Below are 22,501 nucleotides of genomic sequence, written 5' to 3' on the forward strand. Positions count from 1 at the left end.
GGCAGGGATGAGAGCATGAGAACGGCCGCCGGACCTGGCCAGGTACTCCGACGGCCGAGGCCCCGCCCGTCAGGGGGCGGGGCACTTCGAACGCTATGACAGTCCGCAGCCGCTCGGCTACCACGGTGGGCCGTCCGGGGGACGCCGCGTGTCGCGCGGCCGCCCGGACCGTCCGACCCGTCCGCTACGATCCGTGCTCGAAAGGTCGCTCCGTGGCACCGGCCCGCGCCGGCGCCACACCCGGGACACCCCACGAAAGCGGTGATCACCCTGGCCAGGCCGCGTTCCCGTCTCCTCGTCGCGTTGGCAGTCGCGACAGCGGTGTTCGGCGCCACCGTGCCGGCCCGCGCCACCGCGGCGGACGCCCCGGCGCCGGCCGGCGTCGGTGACCCGGTGTTCCCCCTGCTAGGGAACGCGGGCTACGACGTGCTCGGCTACGACCTCGACCTCCGCTACCGCCCCGACAGCCGCACCGTGGACGGCACCACCGTGGTGACCGCCCGCGCGCTCACCGCGCTGCCGTCCCTGGAGCTGGACGCGCTCGGCCTCGACGTGCACGCCGTCCGGGTCGACGGCCGGCCCGCGACGTTCCGGGCGCACGACGAGAAACTCACCGTCGTCCCGGACCGGGCGGTGCGCCGCGGTGCCACCGTGCGGGTGACGGTCGACTACTCGGCGGACCCGGCGGCGAAGCTGCCGCACACCGGCTGGGTGCCCACACCCGACGGTTTCGCGGTGGCCGGTCAGCCCGAGAGCGCGCACACCGTGTTCCCGTGCAACGACCACCCGAGCGACAAGGCCGCCTTCACCATCGCCGTGACCGCGCCGGACGGCCTGGTCGGGGTGGCCAACGGCCGGCTCACCGCCACCGAGCGGCACCCCGACGGGCAGACCACCCGCAGGTACTCCCCGGGGGAACCGATGGCCACCGAGCTGCTGCAGGTGTCGGTCGGCGACTACACGGTGCGCGAACGCACCGGCCCGGGCGGGCTGCCGCTGCGGGACGTCGTCCCGACCGCGCGCGCAGCCGAGCTTGAGCCGGCCCTCTCGCTCACGCCCGGCCAGCTGGACTGGGCCGAGCAGCACCTCGGGCCGTTCCCGTTCGAGACCTACGGCCTGCTGCCCGCCAACACCGACGACCCGGCCGCGTTCGACTTCACCGGGTTGGAGACGCAGACCCTGACCCTCTACAAGCCGAACTTCCTGCGCCAGGCCGAGCCCGCGATCGGCTCGCACATGATGCACGAGCTGGTGCACTCGTGGTTCGGCGACAGCGTCTCGCCGCGCACCTGGGCGGACCTCTGGCTGAACGAGGGGCACGCCGACTTCTACGGCCTGATGTACCGGTACGAGCGCGGCTGGCCGGACTCGGGCGGTTTCGGCACCCTCGCCGACCGGATGCGCGACGTGTACGGCAAGGGCGACCAGTGGCGCCACGACTCCGGGCCGGTCGCCGCGCCGACCGCCGCCGACCTCTTCGACAGCCAGCGGTACACCGGCGGCGCCCTGGTGCTCTTCGCCCTGCGCGAGCTGGTCGGCGCGACCGTCTTCGACCGGATCGAGCGGACGTTCCTGAGCCGCTACCGGGACGGCACCGCCACCACCGCGGACTACGTCCGCACCGCCTCGCAGGTGTCCGGCCAGGACCTCTCCGCCTTCCTCGGGACATGGCTCTACGGCGACCGGACCCCGGCCATGCCCGGCCACCCGGACTGGACCGTCACCCCGGTCACGCCGGTCCCCCCGGCCGACGGCGCGGCCGACCGGCTCACGCCCGCGCCGCACGGCACCGGGACGCTCTGAGCAGCGCCCCGGGGAGTCCGTGTCCGGGGAGACCCGCCGCGGGCCGGCGCGCCCGTCCGGTGCGCCCGGGCGCCCGCCGCGCGCCCCTGTACGGCCGGAGCCCCCGGGCGCATCGTGGACCCACGGCCCGCCCGCCGCCCGGCCGAGTTCCGGCCGGCGCGCGGGCCGTCCAGGGTCCGCGCCGCCCCCGGCCCCGCGCCGGGCCCGCGACGCACCCGTCCGGGCCACCGCGCACCCCTCCGCACCCCGCTCCGGTCCGGCCCCGCAGCCCGGACCGGGGCCGCCGTGCCGGGCCCGCGACGCCCTGCCGGAAAATAGGCGGCCTCGGCAGGCAACCCGAACGGACTCCCATCGCGTTCAGCAGCCGTGAGAAGCACAACGACGACTCGGCCGCGGCGGCCGGCGATGACGGCGGGAACGACGGGAGCACCATGGCGGGGGCGGCACGATGAGGGATGCGACACCGGACTTCGAGGAGTTCGTCGCCGCCCGCAGCCCGCGCCTGCTGCGCATGGCCTGGCTGCTGACGGGCGATCCGTACCTCGCCGAGGACCTGCTGCAGACGGCGCTGGCGAAGGTCTGGCCGCGCTGGGAGCGGATCTCCATCGACCGGCCGGAGGCGTACGTCCGTCGGGTGCTGGTGAACTCGCACGTCTCCTGGTGGCGGCGCCGCTGGCACGGCGAGCTGCCGCACGGAGAACTGCCGGAGCAGCCGACGGGCTCGGATCCGTTCGAGGAGCTGGTGGTCGGTCAGGTGGTGGCGGCCGCCGTCCGGGCGCTCCCGCCGCGACAGCGCGCGGTGGTCGTGCTGCGGTACTTCGAGGACCTGAGCGTCGAGGAGACGGCCGAGGCACTGGGCTGCACCACGGGCACGGTCAAGAGCCAGACGCACCGGGCCCTGCAGGCCCTGCGCGGCAAGCTGCCCGCCCGGGAGCTGCTGCTGGACGGGGGACGGCGTGACCTGGTCTGACGTCGACCGCGCCGGTCCGGACCGGTCCGGCCCCGGCGAGCCCTGGCACCGCGACCCCTGGCCCGACGACCGGGACGCCCCCCGGATGGCCGACGCCGAGGTGGAGGACGAACTGCGGGTGCTGCTGCGGCGGGCCGTCCCCGACCTTCCGACGCCCGACGACCGGATGGACCGGGTCCGCGAACGCGCCGACCGCAACCGCCGGCGGCGGCGGGCGGCCGGTCTCGGGGCCGGCCTGACCGGTGGCCTGCTCGCCGCCGCCCTGGCCGCGGCGCCGGCCATCGCGCCCTCACCGGGGCCCACCGTCCTGCGCCCCGCGACCGGCGGACCGACCGCGGCCGGGGCCCCCACCGGGGCCTCGACACCGAGCCCGGCGCCGACGGCCGCGAGCGACGGGCCGAGCGTCTCGCCGAGCCCGTTCGAGGGCTCCCAGGCCGTCCTGTTCCCGGAGATCGGCGGCGTGATCCTCGATGTGCCGAAGGGCTGGTACACCCTGGTCATGCCGGCCGGCGGACCGCTGAGCGACACCGGGTTCACCGCCAACCAGTCCCTGAAGGTCGCCCCCTACTGTCCGCCCTGGCAGGCCGACTGCGCACCGCTGGAGGCCCTGAACACCGACGGCGTGCTGGTCGCCGTGACCCTGATCGAGGACCCGGCGCACGTCCAGAAGCTGGCCGGGACCGCCGCCCCGGCCGAGGACACCGCGCTCGCCAAGGACTGCGGTCTGCGCGGTGGCACCCGGCAGCTCACCGGCCGCCGAACCGTGACGGTGGCCGGCGCGGTGACCGTCGTCGAGCTGACCGCCTGCCTGAACCACCCCTCCGCCCGGACGGTGGAGCTGGTCCAGCGGGTCGTCGCCTCGGTCCGCGTCACGGGCGGCGCCTCCGCCGTCGCCACCGGCAGCTCGCACCACTGATCGTTCCCCCCTCGCCTCCCCTGCGTCCCGAAGGCGGTCCCGCCATGGCCCTGCTCCGTCGGATCCTCGTCGGCCTGGTGCTGTTCCTGGTGGGCTGTGCGCCCACCGCGCCGACCCCGGCCACCTCCTCCCCCTCCCCGGCACCGGGCCCCCGCGCGTGCCGCCCGCCGTCCCCGCGGGTCTGCGCCCGCCGCCGCCCGAGCAAGGGCGACCGGCCCCGGCGGGCCTGCCGCGGTGCCTACCCGCCGCCGGACCGGGGCTGCTCCCGGTGATCCCCCGGCCGTGGCCGGGGCGTCGCGTGCGGCACGCGGTCGCCCCGGTGACGGCCCGGGCCCGGCCGGTGGCGTCCGGCCGGGCCCGTGGCAGATGGTCGTCAGGAGCGCCCCACGACGGTGGTCGGTGGCGCGACGGCGGTGGTCAGTGGCGTGCCACGCCGGTGACCAGCGGCACGTCACGGCGGTGGTCGGTCGCGCGACGGCGGTGGTCAGTAGCGCAGGACCGCGGCGATCCGACCGCGGCCCGCGAGCTCCCCGGAGGGAACGAACTGCACCTTGGCGCCGGTGTCCAGAGCGCGCTCGACGATCTCGTCGACCATGTCGTCGCGGACGTCCGGCTCACCGGAGGCGGCGGGCACGAGATGGCTGTCGGTGACCCGCACCGGCTCCCAGTAGTCCTCCTCCACCGCCAGCAGCGCGGCCCGGCCCTCGCTCACGCTCTGCCAGACCTCGTCGATCCCGGCGGCGAGCGCCTTGACGCTCTGGGCCGAGTCGAGCCGCGTGTGCAGCTCGGCGACGGCCTGCTGCCCCTGCTGCGCCACCGTGGGGCGGACGGCCTCGGCGACGGCGGCCGCGGCCGCGTGGCCGAGTCCGCCGCGCGGCACCTGGGCACTGGCCCGCTTCACGGCGGTGCCGACCTCGTCCAGCAGCGCGAGCGCCGCGGCCTCGCCGAGCACGTACAGCGGGCGCGCGTCCGACTCCAGCACGGCGGCCAGCGCGGTGTCCGCGTCCCGCAGGAAGCGGCGGGTCTCCTCGTCGCGGAAGGTGCTCGGGACGTCGCCGATCCGCTCCTTGCGCTCGACGTCCCAGTCCGGACCGACCTGGACCTGCGGGAAGCCGCCCGCCGTGTGCTCCACCAGGCGCGGGCCCGTCCCGCCGAACAGCGCGACCCGGTCGGCGGCGACCGTCAGCACCCAGTAGGGCGCGCCGGCGGCGTAGGCGGAGACCAGGTTGCGGGTCAGGAAGGTCTCGGAGAACACCACCCGGGCGGTGACGGTGCGCGGCAGCGACCAGACCTGGTGCTCACCGGGCGCCGCGAAGATCGCCAGACCGTCCTCGGCGTGCACCAGGTCGACCTCCCGCAGGGCCCGGTCCAGCTGCTCCACCACGTCCAGCCGGTCCGCCCGGGAGACGGCCTCGTCCGCGTGCAGCCGGTTCTTGGCCTCCGCGATCAGGTTCCGCAGGCGCACCGGGTCCTGCGTGTTGTCGGGCTCGCTGCGGTGGGTCGGCAGCAGGACGGAGACGGCCGGGTAGCGCCGGGGGCGGCGCAGTTCGGCGAGGACGGCAGGCGTGAGCTCGGCTGCGTGCATCGGATGCCCTTCTTGTCGCGGTTGCCTCGACATGCTCGGCAGAATCAGACTCTCCTATGTTTTGCCAGGTTTGCCGGATTTGCCTCCCCACCCCTCCCCATCCAAACGCCCTCCTATGCCCGCCGCCACCGAAAAGCCGTCCGCATCCGGGGTGGGATCGGGCTCACCGGACCGACGGGGAGGACCGGACGGCAGCTGAGACAGAATCAGAACCCTTTGATCACCAGATAGTTATGTCGCCCCGCCGGCCCACCCCCTACGCTGAACGCTGCCGTACATCGAGACCGAGGGGGGTCACAGGTGAGGGACGTCATCACGGTGGATCTCGGCGGGGGCGCGTTCGTCCACGCCGAGGTGACGGCACTGGAGTCCGCGACGGCACCGGCTCCGGGAACGGCACCCGATTCCGCGACGGCACCGGCCACCGGGACGGGCGGCGACGCCGGGGTGCGGGACGCCGCGGGGCGCGCACTGGCCGACCTGCCGCTGCGGTTGGACGCGGTCGGCGAGGTGCTGCGCGACGTGGGGCGGTGGGCCGCCGGCAGCATCGCCGACGCGGGCGCGGCGATGCCGGACACCCTGGAGGTCGAGTTCGGGCTCAAGCTGGCCGTGAAGTCCGGCAAGCTGATCGGCGTGGTGGCGGAGGCGGGCGGCGAGGCCTCGTTCACGGTGCGGATGGGCTGGGACACCGCGCGGGTGTCGGCGGCCCGGGCCCGACACACGGACGGCGGCGCGGGAGGTGACCCGGACGGCGGAACGGACCACGGGCCGGACACCGGACCCCCCGGTCCCGGGACCCCGGCCGAGCCTCGGGTGAGCACCCCCCGGTGACCGGCGGCCGGCCCTCCGGGGCGCCGGTCTCGACGGCGGCCGCCGTCGAGGTCCGCGACGACTCGGGCTTCCTGGGCAGCGGGTTCCTGCTCTCCCCCACCGTCGTGCTGACCGCCGCCCACGTGGCGCGCCGCGGCCGCGCCGGGCTGGGCGTACGGGGCCGGTGCGGGCACGCCGGTGCGGCCGGTCCCGCCCGGCTCTTCCCCGTCGAACCGGGTGACGGCAGGTTCCACGCCTATCCGGATCTCGCCCTGCTCGACCTCGACGGTCCGGTGGCCACCGTCCCGCTCCTGCTGGACGCCGGGCGCGCCCCGGCCACCGGCACGGCGGTCCTGGTGAGCGGGTTCTCCACCCACACCCCGGTGCCCGGGGTGCACGGCGACTCCCTGCTGCTGACGGTCGCCGGTCCGTCCGCGGGCTATCTGCGCCTCACCGGGGACGAGGTGAAGGACGGCTTCAGCGGCAGCATGGTCGTCCGGCTGGACTCCGGCGCGATCTGCGGGGTGCTGAAGGGCAGCCGGGACTTCGACGGGGTGCGCGGCGGCTGGTTCACACCGCTCGCGGCGCTCGCGGCCGTCCTGCCGGCCACCGACCCGCTGCACGGCGCGCTGGCCGGCGGGCCGGGCGCGACGGCGGGGAGCGGCACGACGCACACCGGTACGACGCACACCGGCCCCGCGCACACCGGTACGACGCACACCGGCCCGGCACCCCACCGCGTCACCCCGGCACACCGGGCCCGCCCGCTGCCCGGGGTGCGGGAGCTGGTCCCCCTGCTGCTGGCCGTCCCGGACATGGACGACCCGGACTTCCGGCGCCAGGTCCTGCGCGCGGCCGGGGAGCGGCTCGGGCCCGCCGAGCCGCTCCGGGTCGCCCACCGCGCCCAGGCCGTCGACCACCTGATGGAGCTGGTCCAGGCGTGCGCGCGGCACCGTGATCCGGCGACGGCGCTGGCCGCCGTGCTCGACGCGCTGGACTTCCTGCGCCCGGGGCTCGCCGCCGTGGACGAGCTGCGCGCCCTGACGGGCCTCCCGCCGACCGGCTCCGACGACCCGGAGGGCGGTCCGTGGTAGAGCGCCGCCGCCTGCTCGCCCGGCTCGGCGACCGCCTGCGCCCCACCGGCCCCGGAGCCGACGGAACGACCGATCCGCCGAACGGCGCACCGGCCCCCTGCGGGCCGTGGCCGGTGGAGGCGGACCGGTACCTGTGCGAGGTCCTCGCCGAGATCCCCGGCATGGGCGACCCGGCGTTCCGGGCCCGCACCCTCGACGAGCTGGGCCACCGGCTCGCGCTGCCCGGGCCGTTCGCCGTCCCCTACAGCGCGCTCGCCACCGACCACCTCCAGGACCTGGTCCGGGGCTGCCGCCGCTGGCACGACCCGGCCCGGGCCCTGGTCCAGCTCGCCGACGTCCTGCGCTTCCAGCGCGAGGGCACGGCGGCCGTCGGCTGGCTCACCGCCTTCGTCGAGGCCCTCACGGCGCCCGGTCTGCTCGCCCCGGGCCCCCAGCTCGCCGTGCTGGGCGTCCTGCGCACCCTGCGACCGGCGCCCGCGCCGGCCCTCGTCCACCGCCTGGTCGAGGCCGCCTGCGCCCCGGGCGAGACCCACCCGGTGCGGAGCCGGGACGGGCTGCCCGAGGCCGCGACCCGGCTCAACCAGGCCCGCCTCGACCACGCCCGGTTCGACGGGCCCCGGTTCGACGGGCCCCGGACCGACGAGGGCCCGGCCGGCCCGCCCCCGGACCCGCCGGGCGGCCGGCCGGCGCCCCCGCTGCTGCTGCGCTTCCTGGCCCGGCTCGCCGAGGAGAGCACCGGCCCCGAGGCCGCCGCGCTGACCGACCTGGTCAAGCAGCAGGCCCACGAGCTCGGCGTCGCGACCGCGGGCCTGGCCGGCCCCGCCACCGCGGCCCCCGCCCACGACGGCGGACCGGCCGGGCCATGGCACCCGCTGGTCCTGCAGATCGTGCTGGACGACGTTTCGCCGGTCGGTTCGGACGCCGAGCCCGTCTACTCCTTCGAGGCCCTGCTCTACGACACCACCGAGCAGCCGTGGCGGCTGCTGTCCAAACAGGCCTCGACCGACCGGATCGCCCAGTCCGCGCTGCGGAACAGCGGCAGCCGGCACCTGACGACCTGGCGGGAGCTGGCCGCGGCCGCCGCGGACGCCGAGGGCCTGCGGGTGGAGTTCCTGCTGCCGTGGTCCCTGCTCAGCCACCCCGTCGAACTGTGGCCGATGGACGAGGACGACTACCCGGTCGGCATGCACTTCCCGGTGGTGGTCCGCTCACTGGACCGGATCCGGTCGCCGCTCTGGCACCCGGCCTGGAAGAACAAGTGGCGCGCCCTGGAGGCGACCATGGACAGCGGCGCCCCGGGAACGGTCGCCGACCTGCCCGGCTGGTTCGCGTTCGCCGAGGACCGGACACCGATCGACGCCGAGACCACCGGCCGCACCCTGCGGCTCGGCAGCCGCCCCGGCGACGTCCGGCGGTGGCTCGACGAACGGCCGCGGACCGCGATCCTGGCGCTCTCCTTCCCGTACGCCTACCACCCGAAGCAGCGCGCCGCCTCCTACCGGGCCGTCAAGGACGCCCTCCGGGAGGGCATCCCGGTGATGGTCTGGCGGCGGGACACCGGCAGCGCCATCGAGCTGCACGAGCTGCTGGGCGAGCTCACCGCCGCACGTCTGCCGGGCCTGGCGGCCCACGTCCACCGCCGCCGCCGGGCCGCCGCCGAGGACGACCCCGCCGACCTCGGCCACCACCTCACCCTGCTCTGGGACGAACCCGGCCAGGCCGCCTGGATGGCGCCGACGCCGTTCCGCGCCCCCGCGCACACCACCGCGCGCGAACCGGGCCGCGTCCCCGACCCCGACGCCTCCGCCGCTCCGGCGACCCACCCCGACCCGTGGCCCGCCCGGCAGGAAGGACAACCCGCGTGACGACCCCCTCCCCCCACGAGGCCCGGACCGGACCGGCGTCGCCCCCGCACCCGCCGCACCCCGACGGGGCGGGCCCCGCCTGGTGGCTCTACCGCAGCACCGGTGTCCCGCACGACGGGATCCGGGGGCTCCCGGACGCCCCGCCCTGGCGTTCCTTCCGCCGGGACGACGAGGACCGCTCCGGTCCGCCCACGCCCCCGGAGATGTCCGAGGCGGTCGCCGTCCGCAAACTCGGCCGCGACCACCGGGCCGCCGCCTACCAGGCGGACGAGAAGGAGATCCACCTCGTCAACATGGCCCTGCACCTGCGCCGGCCGCTGCTGGTGACCGGCCCGCCCGGGGTGGGCAAATCCACCCTGGCGTACAGCGTGGCGCACGAGCTGCGCCTCGGCCCGGTCCTGCACTGGCCGATCACCAGCCGCTCCACCCTGCAGGAGGGCCAGTACCACTACGACGCGATCGGCCGGCTCCAGGACACCGGCCTGCGGCCCCTCGGACGCCCCGGAACGGCCGGCCCCGGCGCCCCGGCCGGGGAGGACCGGCCGGCCCCCGGGATCGGTCCCTACCTGCGGCTCGGCCCGCTCGGCACCGCGCTGCTGCCTTGGGACCGCCCGCGGATGCTGCTCGTCGACGAGATCGACAAGGCCGATCTCGACCTGCCCAACGACCTGCTGACGGTCTTCGAGGACGGCGAGTTCGTGATCCCCGAACTGAGCCGCCTGGACGACGAGGACGCCCGGGTGATGACCGGCGACGACGACGGCTGGGCCTCGCTGCGACGGGGCCGGGTGCGCTGCGCCGAGTTCCCGCTGGTGATCCTCACCAGCAACGAGGAGCGCGACTTCCCGGCCGCCTTCCTGCGCCGCTGCCTGCGCCTGGAGATCCCCCGCCCGAGCCCGGACAAGCTCGCCCGGATGGTGGCCGCGCACCTGTCGGGCCCCGGGGCCCTCGTCCCGGCCGAGGTCCGCGAACACCTGATCGCCAGGTTCCTGGCCAAGCAGCGGGAGGAGGGTGCCGACCTCGCCAACGACCAGCTGCTCAACGCCCTGCTGATGGCCTCCCGGGGCCTGTGGGACGGCGACGGCGGCCGGGAGCTGCTCGACACCCACCTGCTGCGCTCGCTCGGGGAACGGTGACCCCCGGTGTCCGCGCCCCTGGTGCCCGAGGAGCTGCTGCGCCAGCTCGGCCGTCTGCTGACCGGGGACGGAACCGAGCCGGAGGGCAGCACCGACCCGCGCGACCTCGCCGACGTGCTCTGGCTCGCCCGGGTCTGCGGGCTGCGCCCGGGCACCGGGGCCGAGCCGGCCCCGGTGGGCCTGCCGCCGCTGCCCGCGGTCGACGAGGAGGAGGACGAGCAGGCCGCGGCCGCCTGGGGAGCCGCGCTGCGCGCCGCGGTCGACCAGGCCGCCCGGGAGCAGGAGGAGAACGAGGCCGCGGACCCGGCCGGCCGGGCGCCCGGACCCGGCCGAACCGCCCGGCCGCCGGCCGGTCCCGGACCGAACCCGCCCGCCGCCCCCGGACCGCCCGGACCGCCCGGCGTCGTCCCGCTCCACCTGCCGCCCGTCCCGGACACCGCCCGTCCGGGCGACCGGCCCGCGGCCGCCGTCCGCAGCCCCGCCCGGCCCGCGCTGGGCGGCGCCCTCGCCCTCTCCCGCGCCCTGCGCCCGCTGCGCCGCACCGTCCGGTCGGTGCACGACCGGGTCCTGGACGAACCCGCCACGGTGACCGTCTCCGGCCGGGCCGGGCTGGTCCTGCCGGTCTGGCAGGGCGCGCCGGAGCGGTGGCTGGACGTGGACCTGGTGGTGGACTGCGGCCCGACCATGGCCGTCTGGTCCTCGTTGGCGGACGAGCTGGCCGCGCTGCTGCTGCGCCACGGCGCGTTCCGGCGCGTGCGCGCCTGGTCCCTGCGGGACCGCTCCGGCGCCCCCGTCCTGACCCCGCGCCACCACCGGGTGCCCGGCGCGGCCACCCGGTCGGCCGCCCGCCGGCCGGCCGGCCCCGGGCTGGGCCTGACCGCCGACCCGCGCGGCCGGCGGATCGTCCTGCTGCTGACGGACGGGGTCGGCCCGCTCTGGCACGGCACGGCCCTGCCCGCCGCGATGCGCGACTGGAGCCGGACCGCGCCGGTGACCGTCCTGCAGGTGCTGCCGCGCCGGCACTGGCACCGCACCGCGCTGCACCCCGTCCCGGCCCGGGCCCGGGTCCGGCCGGGCGAGCGGCCGACCGTCGTGTTCGCCGCCGAGGACCCGTGGGCCGACCAGGGTGAACCGGCCGGACCGGGCGACCGGTCGCACCCCGGCCGTCCCTGCCGCAACCCGACCGGCCCCGGCACCGCCTGGGCCGCGGTCCTGGAGCTGCGCGCCGACTGGCTGGTGCCCTGGTCCCGCATGATCTCCGGCCGCGCCCCCGGCTGGACACCGGTCATGGCCGTCCCCCTGGACGGCCGCCCGACCGGACCGGACGGTCTGCGGCCCTTCGGACCGCCCCCCGCCCCCGTCCACCGCCGCCCCGGTGACGAGTCGCCCGCCGAGTCGCTCGCCAGGTTCCGCCGGGAGGCCTCGCCCACCGCCTACGAGCTGGCCGGGTTCCTGGCCGCCGCACCGCTCAGCCTGCCGGTGATGCGGCACGTCCAGCAGGCCATGCTCGCCGACTCCTCGGCAGCGCACCTGGCCGAGCTCTACCTCTCCGGCCTGCTGGAACGGCGCTCGCCGCAGCAGGCCGGGGAGGACCCGGAATCGGTGCTCTACGACTTCCGCCCCGGAGTCCGCGGCCGGCTGCTGTCCACCCTGACCAGGGGCGAGTCCGCCGAGGTGCTCCGGGTGCTGGCCGGGGTCTCCCACTCGGTCGCCAGTACCTTCGGCACCCTCGACTTCCGCGCGCTGGCGGCCCTCGCCGACACCGCCCCCACCGGCGCTCCGGTGCTGCCCACGCACAGCATCCCGTTCGCCGAGGTCGCGGTCGAGGTCCTCCGCGGCCTGGGCGGCGCGGACGGCGCGCTGGCCGAGCGGCTCGCCGTCACCCTGCCGTCGGGCACCCGGGTCGGGCCGGCCACCGGGAGGACGGGCACCCGCCCCCTCCCGGCCCGACAGCTCGTCGTCCCGATCACGGACCAGGACATCCTGCCGGGCGGCCCGCCGCAGCCGGCCCGCCGCCGCTGGTGGCAACGCGGCGCCGCCGCGCCGGCCCCCGTCCCGGAGAGCGCGGACCGGCCCGCCGAGGCCGGGCCGACCTGGAGCAACCTGCCCCCGGGCCGCCCCGACATGACCGGCCGGGAGGGCGAACTCGTCGAGGTCGAGCGGATCCTGCACCCCGGGAGCAGCGCCTCCGCCGCCCGGTCCGCCGCCCGCCCCACCGCCGAGCGCTCGCTCTGCGTCGTCCAGGGCCCGCCCGGGGCCGGCAAGTCCGCGCTGGCCCTCGCCTACGCCCATCTGCACCGGGACTCCTACTCGCTGGTCTGGTGGGTGGACGGCAGCAGCCACGAACGGCTCGCGCGGTCCTTCGCCGAGCTCACGACCCTGCAGGGCCTGCCGGGCAGCGAGCCGGGCAGCCCGGCCTCCGACCGGCGGCCGGAGGCCGGCACCGAACCGGGCCAGTGGCTCGCCGAGCACCCCGGCTGGCTCGTCGTCATCGACGACCTCGGCGCGCAGATGCCGGAACAGGAGCGCTGGATGGCGGGCTACTCGCCGCGCACCCTGGTCGGCGACCACTGGCCGCCCGACGGCTACGGCAGCGTGCTGGTCACGACCGCGATCGAGAGCGCCGACCGCCGCGCGCTGGAGGACCACGCGCTGCCGCTGCGCGGCGGTGTCCGCACCTGGTCCGGGGCGGGCGCTCCGGCGGCCGACCCCGAGGACGACCTGGCGGCGCTGCCCGGTCTGCTGGCCCGCGCCTCCAGGAGCACCGCCGTCCGGGCCACGAGCCCGGCCGCGCCCGGTGCCCGGCCCGAACCGACCCTCCCGTACCGGTCGCTGCTCGACCGGCTCGCCGAGGACGACGAGCGGGCCCTGGCGGTCCTCTCGGTCAGCGCCTTCCTCGCTCCCCAGGGCCTCAGCCTCGAACTGATCACCCAGGGACTGCTGGCGGCCGCCGGCCGGCCCGACACCGGAGTCGCCGCCCCCGACGGCCTCCCGCTGACCGACGTGCTGACCCGTCTCTCCGCCGACCGGCTGCTGCGCATCGCACCCGACAGCCGCAGCGGCTCGATCGCCATCCACGTCCACGAGCAGCTGCAACAGGCCGTCCGGGCCCGGATGACCCCCGCCCGGCGGCGCGGCTGGGCCCGTGCGGCGCTGCAGGCCGTGCTGGCCTGCTTCCCCGCCGACCCGACGTCACCGCGGCACTGGGCGCTCTGCACGGCGCTGCTGCCGCACGCCCACGTCGTCGTCCAGCGGGCCGACGACGACGACCCGACGGACAGTGCCCGGCGCTCGACTCTGCTGCACCGGCTGGCCCGGTTCCGCGCGCGGCAGGGCGACCTCGACGCCGCCCAGGCCTACCTCACCTACCAGGAGTCACTGCGCCGGCGGAGCGGCCCGGTCGGCGAGGAGGAGGTGGACGCGACGCTGCTGCTCGCCGAGGTGCTCCGGGCCGGCGCCCAGTACTCGCAGGCCCGGGCGAGGACGCGGCAGGCACTGGCGGACCTCTCCGGATGGCCGCCCGGGACCTCGACGGCCCGGCTGACCGTCCGCGCCCACCGGCTGGCCGCCGGGATCTGCCGGGACCTGGGCGACCCGGCGGGCTCGCTGCGCGAACTCCGGGCGGCCGGTCGCGCCCTCGACCGCCCGGACGGGGCGGAGCACCCCGGACGGACGGCCGTGCCGCGGTCGGCCGCCCTCGACCGCGAGCGGGCCCTGACCCGCGTGGCGATCGACCGCGAGTTGACGTTGACCGAGCTGGAGGGCGGCCGGCTCGGCCTGGCCGCGGACCACCTGGACCGCGCGTGGGCGGAACTGCTGCGCCTCGGCTCGTACCTGCTCCGGGTGCCGAGCGTGCTGGAGGTCGCGATCCGGCAGGACCGCGCCCGACTGTCGCTGCTCCAGGGCCATCCGAGCCTGGTGGCGTGCGAGTTGCTCGCGCAGAGCCTGCGCCGGGCCGGGACCGACGAGGACGTGGAGTCGCTGGACCTGGTCATGGAGGCCAGCGAGACCCTGGTCGACACCATGCGGGCGTACTTCGAACAGCTGGAGACCCCCGGGGCGGGCCTGCCGGACACCTACCACGAACTGCGGACCCGTCAGCTGGTCTCGGTCGCCGCCATCGACGAGGCGGTGCTGGCCTACCGGCGTGGCCGGGCGGACCGGCAGCCGCACCGGCTGGCCGCCGCGCTGGACGTGTCCGGGATGCTGCTCGCGGCGCGGGGCCGCCGGCCGGAGGCGCTGGCCGCGCTGGCGGAGGCGGCGGAGCTGCACGAACGGGTGCACGGCCGTGACCACCCCGCGTGGGCGGAGAACCGGTGGCGGCTGGGCCGGGTGCTGGCGGCCGCCGGGGAGGACGACCGGGCGCGCGGGCTGCTCGTCGAGGCGCGGACCGTGCTGGCGGCCCGGCTCGGCCCCGACCACCCCCGGCTGGTCCCGGTCGACGCCGTGCTCGCCGGGTTGGGACCGGGCCGGGACGACGAGATCGGGTGAAGCCGCCGGGCCACCCGTAACCCGGGTGGCGCAGTGTCGTTGAGCGGGGCATGAAGAAGCGCAGCATGCTCGCCGTCGCCTCGCTCGCCGTGGGCGTCGTGGCCTCCCTCACCGCTCCCGCCGCGCACGCCGGCGCGATCGGCGGCCAGGGGGACCTGACCGGCCCGCTCCAGCAGGGCGGCACCCTGACCACGGCGCCGGACGCCGTCCAGGGGCAGGTCGGCGACGCCGGCGGGGTGGTCGGCGAGGCCACTGGCCATGTGACGGGGCAGGCGAACGACCTGATCGGGCTGCCTTCCTGACGGCCACCGGAACGGCCCCCGGCGCGGGCGGTCAGCCGAGCGGGGCCCCGAGGTCCTGGGTCCAGTAGAGTCCCGCCGGCCCGGTGGCCACACCGATGCCGACGTCCTTGAAGCCGCAGTCCAGCATGTTGGACTGGTGGATCCCGCCGTCCATCCACCGGGACACCACGGTGCCCGGCGCGCTCGGCCCCCGGTCGAGGTTCTCCCCCCACTGCGACCAGCGGTACCCCGCCGCCGACAACCGGGCGTCCGCGCGGGCGCCGTCCGGGTTGACGTGGTCGAAGTAGCCGCGGGCCACCATGTCGTCCGAGTGCTTCTGGGCGGCCGCGTGCAGCTTGGGGTCGATCCGCAGCGGGGCGCAGCCGACCTTGGCGCGTTCGGTGTTGACCAGGTCCACCAGCTGGCGTTCCAGGCTCGGCGGGGTGGGGCGGGCGGTGGCCGGTGACGGCGGCGCGGTCACGGCCACGGGCGACTCGGTGGCGGTCGGGGTCGGCGCCACCGTCACGGGAGCGGGCGCGGGAGGGGTCTCGGCGAGCGGCGGCTCCGGTACGGGCCGCGCGGGTATCGCGGCCGCGAGCGGGGTGTCGGGCACGGCGCTCGGGGTGGTCGGCTCGGGCGCCGCCTGCTCCGGCCGCGGGTGGTGCGGCCACACCATCGCGAGGGTGGCGACGGCCAACACCGCGGCCGTGCCGCCCGCGACGGCGGTCCGGCGCCGGATCGGGCCGAACCGGCCCTCGGCGCCTCCGGGGGTCCCGGCGCCGCTCCCCGGTCCGCCTCCGGCGCCCGTCGGCGGAGCGGGCGTGGCCGCGGCGGCCGCGGCCTGGAGCTGCAGCCCGGTGGGCGAGTCCAGCGGGATCGGGACCAGCGCCAGGCCGGCCAGCAGGCCCTCGGCGGGGAAGAGGTCGCGACCGAGCCCGTCGCACCCCGCGCAGCCCCGGATGTGCCGGGCGATCCGCTTGCGCCACACCGAGTCCGGGGCGCCGTCCCAGCCCGCGGTCAGCTCGACCAGCTCCGCGCAGCGCGGGTAGGCCGTGAGCGCCCGGACCACCACCCGGCCCGCCTCCAGCTGCTTCTTCATCCGCTGGACCCGGACGGCCGCGTGCTGCGGCGTCAGGTCGAGGGCCTCGGCGAGTTCGGCCCGGGTGAGCTCGCCGCAGGCCTCCAACCACCAGAGCGCGAGCAGCTCCCGGTCGTCCTGGTCCAGCCAGCGGGTGGCCTCGGCGACCTCGCGGCGCTGACCGGACAGGCCCAGCCGCAGGATGGTGAGGTCGGTGAAGTCGGCCCGCGGGTCGGCGAGGTCCCAGGCCTCGTCGAGGCCGCCGACCGCGCTCTGCTGCTGGCCGGTGAAGCGTCGGCGGACCTGGTTCATGGTGATCGCGACCAGCCAGGAACGGAAGGACTCGGGATCCCGCAGGCCGTCCAGACCGTCCAGCGCGCGGATCATGGTCTCCTGGGCCACGTCGTCCACATCGGCGTGGCCGTTCAGCGCCCGGCCGGCGACGTTGTAGACCAGCGGCAACCAGGCGGCGACCAGCGCCTCCTGGGCCTGCCGGTCGCCCGCCTGGGCCGCCAGTACCAGGGTCGTCCCGGTCCTGCTCTGCACGTCAACGTTCATGGGTCAGCACTCCGTCTTGCCGTCATCCGTCCGCCGCTGCCTCCTCGGAGACCTCGGGGGAGTGCTCAGATAACAACAATTCGCGCGGATTCGGAAAACGGGGGTCCGAGCGGGGCCGGCGGTCAGGAGGGGGACGCGAAGACCTGGGTCCACCAGGGGCCGCCCGAGCCGGTCTTCACCCCGACGCCGATCTCCTTGAAGGAGCAGTTCAGGATGTTGGCCCGGTGGCCGGGGCTGTTCATCCAGGCGTCCATCACGGCGGCCGCGTCCTTCTGGCCGCGGGCGATGTTCTCGCCCCAGCTGTTCCAGCGGTAGCCGGTGGCCTCGATCCGGTGGTCGGCGTGGTAGCCCTCGGGACTGGCGTGGTCGAAGTAGTCGCGGGCGGCCATGTCCTCGCTGTGGCCCTGGGCCGCGGTGGCCAGCCGGGAGTCGGCGGTGAGCGGTCCGCAGCCGTGCTGGGCGCGCTGGACGTTGACCAGGTCCACGACCTGCTGGGCGGTGGAGCCCCCGCCGGTCGAGCCGCCGGTGGAGCCGCTCGTCGGGGCGGCGGTGGTCCGGCTCGTGCTCGCGGCGGAGCTCGCCGACGCCTTGGGGGCCGAGCTGACGGTGGCCGCCGTCGTCCCGGCGGCGGTCGGTCTGCCGCTCGCCGTGGCCGGTGCGGGCGCGCTCGCGGTGGCGGCGGCGGGCGAGGGGCTCTGGCCCGGCGCGGTCGGCGCGGTCGGGGCGGTCGGCTCCGGGGTGGCGGAGGCGGCGCGGGCGGCATCGCCGGCCGACGGGCCGTCGGAGGGCGTGGCGGGCAGCGCCGGGGCACCGAAGCCCGCACCGGGGACCTGGATCCCGTTGTGGTCCCCGGCCTCCGCCGCGATCTGCGGGTCGAGAGCCACCGTCCGCTGCCCGTCCCGGTCGCCGTACACGACGTACCCGGCGCCGCCGAGCGCGGCGAGGACTCCGGTGCCGGCCACCGCGGCGGCCACCGCCAGCACCGGGGCGATGCCCCGCCGGCGACGGCCACGACGGCCGCGCCCCCGGTGCCGGTCGGCCGCGCGGCGGGCGGCGCGGCCACCGCCGGGCGCACCAGGGCCCCCGGCGGCGGGGAGGATCGTCGTCCTGTCTTCGCTGTTCACCTGGGCACACTTCCTGTTCGGGTCGGCCGGTACGGGTGCCGACACCTGGGAGACCTCCCGGCGGCGCGCCGATAACAGAAAGTACGAACGAATTTCCGATCCTCCGATCCTCCGATCCTCCGATCCTCCGATTCGCCCGGGTCGCCGAGGCCGCCGATCCGCCGAGCCCGGTCAGCCGGTGGTGTCCGGCGCCATGTCGTAGGTCACGAACATCGTCCGGGTGGCGACCTGGTCGTACTTGCCGCGGGCCCGGTGGTTGTCGTCGGCGGTGATCCACCGGACGGCGTTCCAGCCCCGCTCGGCGGCGATCGCCCGGAGCCGGGCGAGCAGCGCGTCCACCGCGCCGCCGCCGCGCACGGCCGGGCTCACGAAGAGGTCGTCCAGGAACCCGGCGACCGCGCCGTGCAGGGGGCGGACGAACGGACGGTAGTGTGCCAGGCCGACCGGCGTCCCGTCGGTGTCGCGGACCAGCAGGCCCTCCAGCTCGTGCGCCGGGTCGGTGAGCCAGGACCAGACCAACTCGGCCTTCGCATCCGGGACCGGCACCCGGTAGAAGTCGCAGTACCCCCGGAACAGCTCGCGCCAGGCGTCGAACTCGGTGCTCTCGGGCGCCCCGACGCTCCAGCGGGCGTCGGTGGCGGCGGGCTGGGGGGTCATCTCGGCCTCCAAGGGGTCGGGTGAGGGTGGGCGCACGGCCGGCGCGCGGGCGCGCCGTGGCGGCCGTGGCGGCCGTGGGGGCCGTGGGGGCCGTGGGGGCCGTGGGGGCCGTGGGGCCAGCATGACGGTCCGTCGGGCCGCGGCGGCCGGCCGATCCGGCCAAGAACCCGTCCGCTCCGCTACGGGGTGGAGCAGTCCCGCCGGCCGCCCACCGGGGCGTGTCCTGCGATCCGTGCCGGGCCGCGTCGCCGATGCTGGAACCTCCCCGGGCCCTCCGGCCGCCGGTCCGCCGGTCCTCGCGCGGGACAAGCCGCGTTCGCGCCTCCCCGAGGAGCCCCCATGCTGCTCCGGCACCTGGCCCTGACCTCCCGCGCCGTGGCGGGCGAGCCCGGCCGCCGGGCCAAGACCACGCTGCTCGCCGACTGTCTGCGCGCGCTCGGCCCGGCGGAGGCCCCGGCGGCGGTGTCGCTGCTCTCCGGCGAGTCGCACCGGCTGCGCACCGGCGTCGGACCGGCCGCCCTGCGCGACCTGCCGCCCGCCGCCGCCGAGCCGTCCTGGGGCGTCCGGGAGACCGAGCGGGCCCTGGAGACCATCGCCTCGGTACACGGCCCCGGTGCCCGGGCCGAGCGGGCGCGGCTGCTGGCCGAGCTGTTCGGGCGGGCCACCGACGTCGAGCAGGCCTTCCTGCGAGCCGTGCTGGTCGGCGAACTGCGCCAGGGCGCGCTGGACTCGGTGGTGGCCGACGCGGTCGCCCGCGCCGCCGGCGTCCCGGCCGCGGCCGTGCGGCGGGCGCTGATGTTCCGGGGGTCGGCCCGTGCCGTCGCCGAGGCGGCGCTGACCGGCGGGGAGCCGGCGCTGGCCGCCTTCCGGCTGGAGGTCGGCCGCCCCGTCCGGCCGATGCTGGCGGCCTCGGCGCCCGACGTCGGCACGGCGCTCGACCGGATCGGCCCGGCCGCGCTGGAGTGGAAGCTGGACGGCATCCGGATCCAGGTCCACCGGGACGGCCACGACGTGGCGGTGTTCACCCGGAGCCTGGACGACATCACCGCCCGGGTGCCCGAGGTGGTCGAGGCGGCCCTGGCCCTGCCGGTCCGTTCGGTGGTGCTGGACGGCGAGGCCGTCGCGCTCGGCCCCGACGGCCGGCCCCGCCCGTTCCAGGAGACCGCCGCACGGACCGCCTCCCGGCAGGACCCGGCCCGACTGCGCGCCGAAGTACCGCTCAGCGCCTACTTCTTCGACCTGTTGCACCGCGACGGCGAGGACCTCGTGGACCGGCCCGGCCGGGAGCGCTGGGCCGCCCTGGACGAGTCGGCGCCGACCGCGCTACGGGTGGCACGCACCACGACGGCCGACCGGGAGGAGGCACTGGCCTTCTTCCGGGACACCCTGGCGCTGGGCCACGAGGGCGTCCTCGCCAAGGATCCCGCGGCCGGCTACGAGGCCGGCCGCCGCGGCGCCGGATGGATCAAGGTCAAGCCGCGGCACACCCTGGACCTCGTGGTGCTGGCCGCCGAATGGGGCAGCGGCCGACGGCGCGGCTTCCTCAGCAACCTCCACCTCGGCGCCCGGGCGGCGGGCGAACCCGGCCTCGGCCCGTGGGTGATGCTCGGGAAGACCTTCAAGGGCCTGACCGACGAGACACTCGCCCGGCAGACCGTGGAACTCCTCGCCCGCGAGGTCGAACGCGATGCGTACACCGTGCGGGTACGGCCGGAACTCGTCGTGGAGATCGCCTTCGACGGCCTGCAGCGCAGCCCGCGCTATCCCGCCGGGCTGGCCCTGCGGTTCGCCCGGGTGCTCCGCTACCGGCCCGACAAGAGCGCGGCCGAGGCGGACACCGTGGCCGCGGTACGGGAGATCGCCGCGGCGGAGGGTCTCGGCCCCGCCCCCGAATCGTGATGACGGTCGATCAAACTCCTTTTGCCAGAGCTTTGTTCGGATTAGGCATGGAATCGGCCATTCTGCGCGAGTGTGGCGCAGTGCCCTTCGTGTGCGACAGAGCGGCGGCTAGGTTGACAAGGACAGCGGGGGGCGACCGGCCCGGGCGATCCGGTGCCGCACCACTGAGAGGTGTCCGTACATGCAGGTGAGCATCGACCAGGACCGCTGCTGCAGCTCCGGCCAGTGCGTCGTCACGGCGCCGGAGGTCTTCGAACAGGACGACCGGGACGGCCTGGTGAGGCTCCGCGTGAGCGTCCTGCCGCCCGTGCGCCACGCCGACGTACGGCTGGCGTCCGAGCTCTGCCCCGGCGGCGCGATCACCGTCACCGAGGAGGGCCCGGACAGAGCGACGGACGACACGGGCTCCGCGACCGCCTGACGCGCCGGCGGGCCGACCCGGTCCACCGCCCCGCCCCCACGCGGCCGCCGTCCCCGGGCGCCGGCCGTCCCACCGTTGCCGCCTGCCGCTCCGCCACGCGAGGAGACCCCACCTTGACGAGCACGCCCACCGCCCCCGCCCCGCTGCTGCCCGCCCCCCACGACGGCGTCTGCCCGTTCAGCCCGCCCCCCGTCTACACCGAGGCCGCCCGCGAGGCCACCGTCACCCGCGCCGAGCTGCTGGACGGCACCTCCTGCTGGCTGGTGACCGGTTACCACGAAGTCCGCTCGCTGCTCTCCGACCGCCGCTTCAGCGCGGACGTCCGCCGCCCCGAGTTCCCGTCCATCACCCCCGGACGGCGCGCGATCATCGCCGCGAACCCCAACTTCCTGCGTCTCGACGACCCCGAGCACGCCCGGCTGCGCCGCATGGTGACCGGCGACTTCCTGGTCAAGCGGGTCGAGGCACTGCGTCCGGAGATCCAGCAGATCGTCGACGAGGCCCTCGACCGGATGACCGCGTCCGGCGGCCCCGCCGACCTGGTCGGCGGCTTCGCCCTGCCGGTGCCCTCCCTGGTGATCTGCCTGCTGCTCGGCGTCCCGTACGAGGACCGGCAGCTGTTCCAGGACCTCAGCCGCCTGCTGCTCAGCACCGCGGCGGCCGGGGAGGAGGTGCGCCGGGCCCAGACCGAGCTGACCGACTACCTCGGCGGCCTCGCCGCGCGGAAGCGGCGCCGCCCCGGCGACGACATCCTCAGCCGGCTGGCCGCCCGGGACGACCTCAGCCTCCAGGAGATCGCCGCGACCGGCCTGCTGCTGCTGGTCGCCGGCCACGAGACCACCGCCAACATGATCGCGCTCTCCACCCTCCTGCTGCTGCGCCACCCCGGCCAGGCCGCGCGGCTGGCCGATCCGGCGGCCGTCCCCGGCGCCGTCGAGGAGCTGCTGCGCCACCTCACCATCATCCACATGGGCCTGCCACGGCTGGCGGTGGAGGACGTCGAACTGGGCGGCGTCCGGATCCGGGCCGGCGACGGCGTGGTCGCGATGCTCTCGACCGCCAACCGGGACGAGGACCTGTTCGGGACGCCCGGCCACCTCCCCGCCGGCGAGCTGGACGTCAGCCGGGACGCCCGGCGCCACCTCGCGTTCGGCTTCGGCGTGCACCAGTGCCTGGGTCAGCCGCTGGCGCGGGCGGAGCTGCAGATCGCGCTCGCCACGCTCTTCCGGCGGCTGCCCGGGCTGCGGCTCGCGACGCCGGAGAGCGAGCCGGCCTTCCGCTCGAAGGCGTTCGTCTACGGCCTGGAGGCGCTGCCGGTCACCTGGTGAGCGCGCCGGCCTCCGGCGCGGATCCGCGGTCCGGGGCAGGCATGGCACGGGCGCGGCCGGGCAGAAGAGGTGTCACAGGCGCCGTCGGGCACCGTCGGGCGATTCCCGCCCGGTGGGCCGTGGCGCGGAGACCCTCGGGTTCGGTTGGCCGTGGCGCGGGCACCGAGGCAGGCTTGAAGGGCGAGACAGGAGCCCGGTCCGGCGGCCGGCCCGCGCTGCGGCACGCCACGGCGCCCTCGGGCGACCCCGGCCGGCCGAGGAGACGGAGCCCACGATGACCGATATGAGCGCACGGTCCGAGGTGAGCGTCGATCGGGAGGAGGACGTCCGCGCGGCCGACCCCGAGGAGGGCATCACCTCGATGCAGAACCAACACGCGCAGGACACCTCGCAGGCGGAGGGCGATCCTCTGGAGGAGCCCGAGACGTACAGCTGACCGTTCGGGACGAACGGATTCCCACGAGGCCGCCCGCCGCACGGGCGGC

18 protein-coding genes are annotated in these 22,501 nt (G+C 76.7%); 14 read left to right on the forward strand and 4 right to left on the reverse strand.

Features of this window, described 5'->3' with window-relative positions; translation table 11 throughout:
- Positions 1–303: 303 nt before the first annotated feature.
- From ACFXHB_RS11810 to ACFXHB_RS11825, 4 genes are all read left to right on the forward strand, one after another.
- The gene (locus tag ACFXHB_RS11810; RefSeq protein WP_380573836.1) at positions 304–1,803 is read left to right on the forward strand and encodes a M1 family metallopeptidase; all 1,500 of its coding nucleotides are present in this window, start codon (positions 304–306) and stop codon (positions 1,801–1,803) included.
- A 448-nt stretch (positions 1,804–2,251) separates the two neighbouring features.
- Positions 2,252–2,773, forward strand: coding sequence for a SigE family RNA polymerase sigma factor (locus tag ACFXHB_RS11815; RefSeq protein ID WP_380573837.1), 522 nt, complete (start codon positions 2,252–2,254; stop codon positions 2,771–2,773).
- A complete protein-coding gene (locus tag ACFXHB_RS11820) occupies positions 2,760–3,689 on the forward strand; it encodes a hypothetical protein (protein ID WP_380573838.1) in 930 nt (309 codons plus the stop codon). The genes ACFXHB_RS11815 and ACFXHB_RS11820 overlap by 14 nt, the downstream gene beginning before the upstream one ends.
- 44 nt (positions 3,690–3,733) lie before the next feature.
- Complete coding sequence (locus tag ACFXHB_RS11825) at positions 3,734–3,961, forward strand: hypothetical protein (protein ID WP_380573839.1); 228 nt, start codon at positions 3,734–3,736, stop codon at positions 3,959–3,961.
- A gap of 212 nt (positions 3,962–4,173) precedes the next feature.
- Here ACFXHB_RS11825 and ACFXHB_RS11830 read toward each other — a convergent pair whose 3' ends face one another.
- A complete protein-coding gene (locus tag ACFXHB_RS11830) occupies positions 4,174–5,274 on the reverse strand; it encodes a chemotaxis protein (RefSeq protein WP_380573840.1) in 1,101 nt (366 codons plus the stop codon).
- A 300-nt stretch (positions 5,275–5,574) separates the two neighbouring features.
- Between ACFXHB_RS11830 and ACFXHB_RS11835 the strand changes: the two genes are divergently transcribed.
- From ACFXHB_RS11835 to ACFXHB_RS11860, 6 genes are read left to right on the forward strand one after another with little or no spacing between them, the layout of a single operon-like run.
- Complete coding sequence (locus tag ACFXHB_RS11835; protein WP_380573841.1) at positions 5,575–6,105, forward strand: CU044_2847 family protein; 531 nt, start codon at positions 5,575–5,577, stop codon at positions 6,103–6,105.
- The gene (locus tag ACFXHB_RS11840) at positions 6,102–7,178 is read left to right on the forward strand and encodes a hypothetical protein (RefSeq protein WP_380573842.1); all 1,077 of its coding nucleotides are present in this window, start codon (positions 6,102–6,104) and stop codon (positions 7,176–7,178) included. The genes ACFXHB_RS11835 and ACFXHB_RS11840 overlap by 4 nt, the downstream gene beginning before the upstream one ends.
- Complete coding sequence (locus ACFXHB_RS11845; RefSeq protein ID WP_380573843.1) at positions 7,172–9,043, forward strand: hypothetical protein; 1,872 nt, start codon at positions 7,172–7,174, stop codon at positions 9,041–9,043. The genes ACFXHB_RS11840 and ACFXHB_RS11845 overlap by 7 nt, the downstream gene beginning before the upstream one ends.
- Positions 9,040–10,179: an AAA family ATPase gene (locus ACFXHB_RS11850; protein ID WP_380573845.1), complete on the forward strand. Its 1,140-nt coding sequence runs from the start codon at positions 9,040–9,042 to the stop codon at positions 10,177–10,179. The genes ACFXHB_RS11845 and ACFXHB_RS11850 overlap by 4 nt, the downstream gene beginning before the upstream one ends.
- 6 nt (positions 10,180–10,185) lie before the next feature.
- Positions 10,186–14,670, forward strand: a complete 4,485-nt coding sequence (locus ACFXHB_RS11855) for an SAV_2336 N-terminal domain-related protein (RefSeq protein ID WP_380573846.1) — start codon at positions 10,186–10,188, stop codon at positions 14,668–14,670.
- 50 nt (positions 14,671–14,720) lie between these two features.
- The gene (locus ACFXHB_RS11860) at positions 14,721–14,972 is read left to right on the forward strand and encodes a hypothetical protein (protein ID WP_380573847.1); all 252 of its coding nucleotides are present in this window, start codon (positions 14,721–14,723) and stop codon (positions 14,970–14,972) included.
- A gap of 31 nt (positions 14,973–15,003) precedes the next feature.
- On the opposite strand, the gene ACFXHB_RS11865 is transcribed toward ACFXHB_RS11860, so the two are convergent.
- The 3 genes from ACFXHB_RS11865 to ACFXHB_RS11875 all read right to left on the reverse strand — a co-directional run bounded on the left by ACFXHB_RS11865 (position 15,004) and on the right by ACFXHB_RS11875 (position 18,368).
- Positions 15,004–16,587, reverse strand: a complete 1,584-nt coding sequence (locus tag ACFXHB_RS11865; protein ID WP_380573848.1) for a sigma-70 family RNA polymerase sigma factor — start codon at positions 16,585–16,587, stop codon at positions 15,004–15,006.
- A gap of 122 nt (positions 16,588–16,709) precedes the next feature.
- Positions 16,710–17,711, reverse strand: a complete 1,002-nt coding sequence (locus tag ACFXHB_RS11870) for a CAP domain-containing protein (protein WP_380573849.1) — start codon at positions 17,709–17,711, stop codon at positions 16,710–16,712.
- Between the two features lie 171 nt (positions 17,712–17,882).
- On the reverse strand, positions 17,883–18,368 hold the full coding sequence (locus ACFXHB_RS11875) for a GNAT family N-acetyltransferase (RefSeq protein ID WP_380573850.1): 486 nt from the start codon (positions 18,366–18,368) through the stop codon (positions 17,883–17,885).
- A 339-nt stretch (positions 18,369–18,707) separates the two neighbouring features.
- Between ACFXHB_RS11875 and ACFXHB_RS11880 the strand changes: the two genes are divergently transcribed.
- The 4 genes from ACFXHB_RS11880 to ACFXHB_RS11895 all read left to right on the forward strand — a co-directional run bounded on the left by ACFXHB_RS11880 (position 18,708) and on the right by ACFXHB_RS11895 (position 22,452).
- The gene (locus tag ACFXHB_RS11880; protein ID WP_380573851.1) at positions 18,708–20,267 is read left to right on the forward strand and encodes an ATP-dependent DNA ligase; all 1,560 of its coding nucleotides are present in this window, start codon (positions 18,708–18,710) and stop codon (positions 20,265–20,267) included.
- Positions 20,268–20,448: 181 nt separating this feature from the next.
- A complete protein-coding gene (locus tag ACFXHB_RS11885; RefSeq protein WP_380573852.1) occupies positions 20,449–20,688 on the forward strand; it encodes a ferredoxin in 240 nt (79 codons plus the stop codon).
- A gap of 113 nt (positions 20,689–20,801) precedes the next feature.
- Positions 20,802–22,016: a cytochrome P450 gene (locus ACFXHB_RS11890; protein WP_380573853.1), complete on the forward strand. Its 1,215-nt coding sequence runs from the start codon at positions 20,802–20,804 to the stop codon at positions 22,014–22,016.
- A 283-nt stretch (positions 22,017–22,299) separates the two neighbouring features.
- Positions 22,300–22,452 carry a hypothetical protein gene (locus tag ACFXHB_RS11895; RefSeq protein ID WP_380573854.1) on the forward strand — a complete coding sequence of 51 codons (153 nt, stop codon included), beginning with the start codon at positions 22,300–22,302 and terminating at the stop codon, positions 22,450–22,452.
- Positions 22,453–22,501: the final 49 nt, after the last annotated feature.

This window comes from Kitasatospora sp. NPDC059327, assembly GCF_042752535.1.
Taxonomy (GTDB): domain Bacteria; phylum Actinomycetota; class Actinomycetes; order Streptomycetales; family Streptomycetaceae; genus Kitasatospora.

What these genes read in the sequence shown, in the direction of transcription:
- ACFXHB_RS11815 (WP_380573837.1), top strand. Translation starts at nt 2,252, where the DNA reads ATGAGGGATGCGACACCGGACTTCGAGGAGTTCGTCGCCGCCCGCAGC.
- ACFXHB_RS11825 (WP_380573839.1), top strand. Translation starts at nt 3,734, where the DNA reads ATGGCCCTGCTCCGTCGGATCCTCGTCGGCCTGGTGCTGTTCCTGGTG.
- ACFXHB_RS11830 (WP_380573840.1), bottom strand. Translation starts at nt 5,274, where the DNA reads ATGCACGCAGCCGAGCTCACGCCTGCCGTCCTCGCCGAACTGCGCCGC.
- ACFXHB_RS11860 (WP_380573847.1), top strand. Translation starts at nt 14,721, where the DNA reads ATGAAGAAGCGCAGCATGCTCGCCGTCGCCTCGCTCGCCGTGGGCGTC.
- ACFXHB_RS11865 (WP_380573848.1), bottom strand. Translation starts at nt 16,587, where the DNA reads ATGAACGTTGACGTGCAGAGCAGGACCGGGACGACCCTGGTACTGGCG.
- ACFXHB_RS11875 (WP_380573850.1), bottom strand. Translation starts at nt 18,368, where the DNA reads ATGACCCCCCAGCCCGCCGCCACCGACGCCCGCTGGAGCGTCGGGGCG.
- ACFXHB_RS11880 (WP_380573851.1), top strand. Translation starts at nt 18,708, where the DNA reads ATGCTGCTCCGGCACCTGGCCCTGACCTCCCGCGCCGTGGCGGGCGAG.
- ACFXHB_RS11885 (WP_380573852.1), top strand. Translation starts at nt 20,449, where the DNA reads ATGCAGGTGAGCATCGACCAGGACCGCTGCTGCAGCTCCGGCCAGTGC.
- ACFXHB_RS11895 (WP_380573854.1), top strand. Translation starts at nt 22,300, where the DNA reads ATGAGCGCACGGTCCGAGGTGAGCGTCGATCGGGAGGAGGACGTCCGC.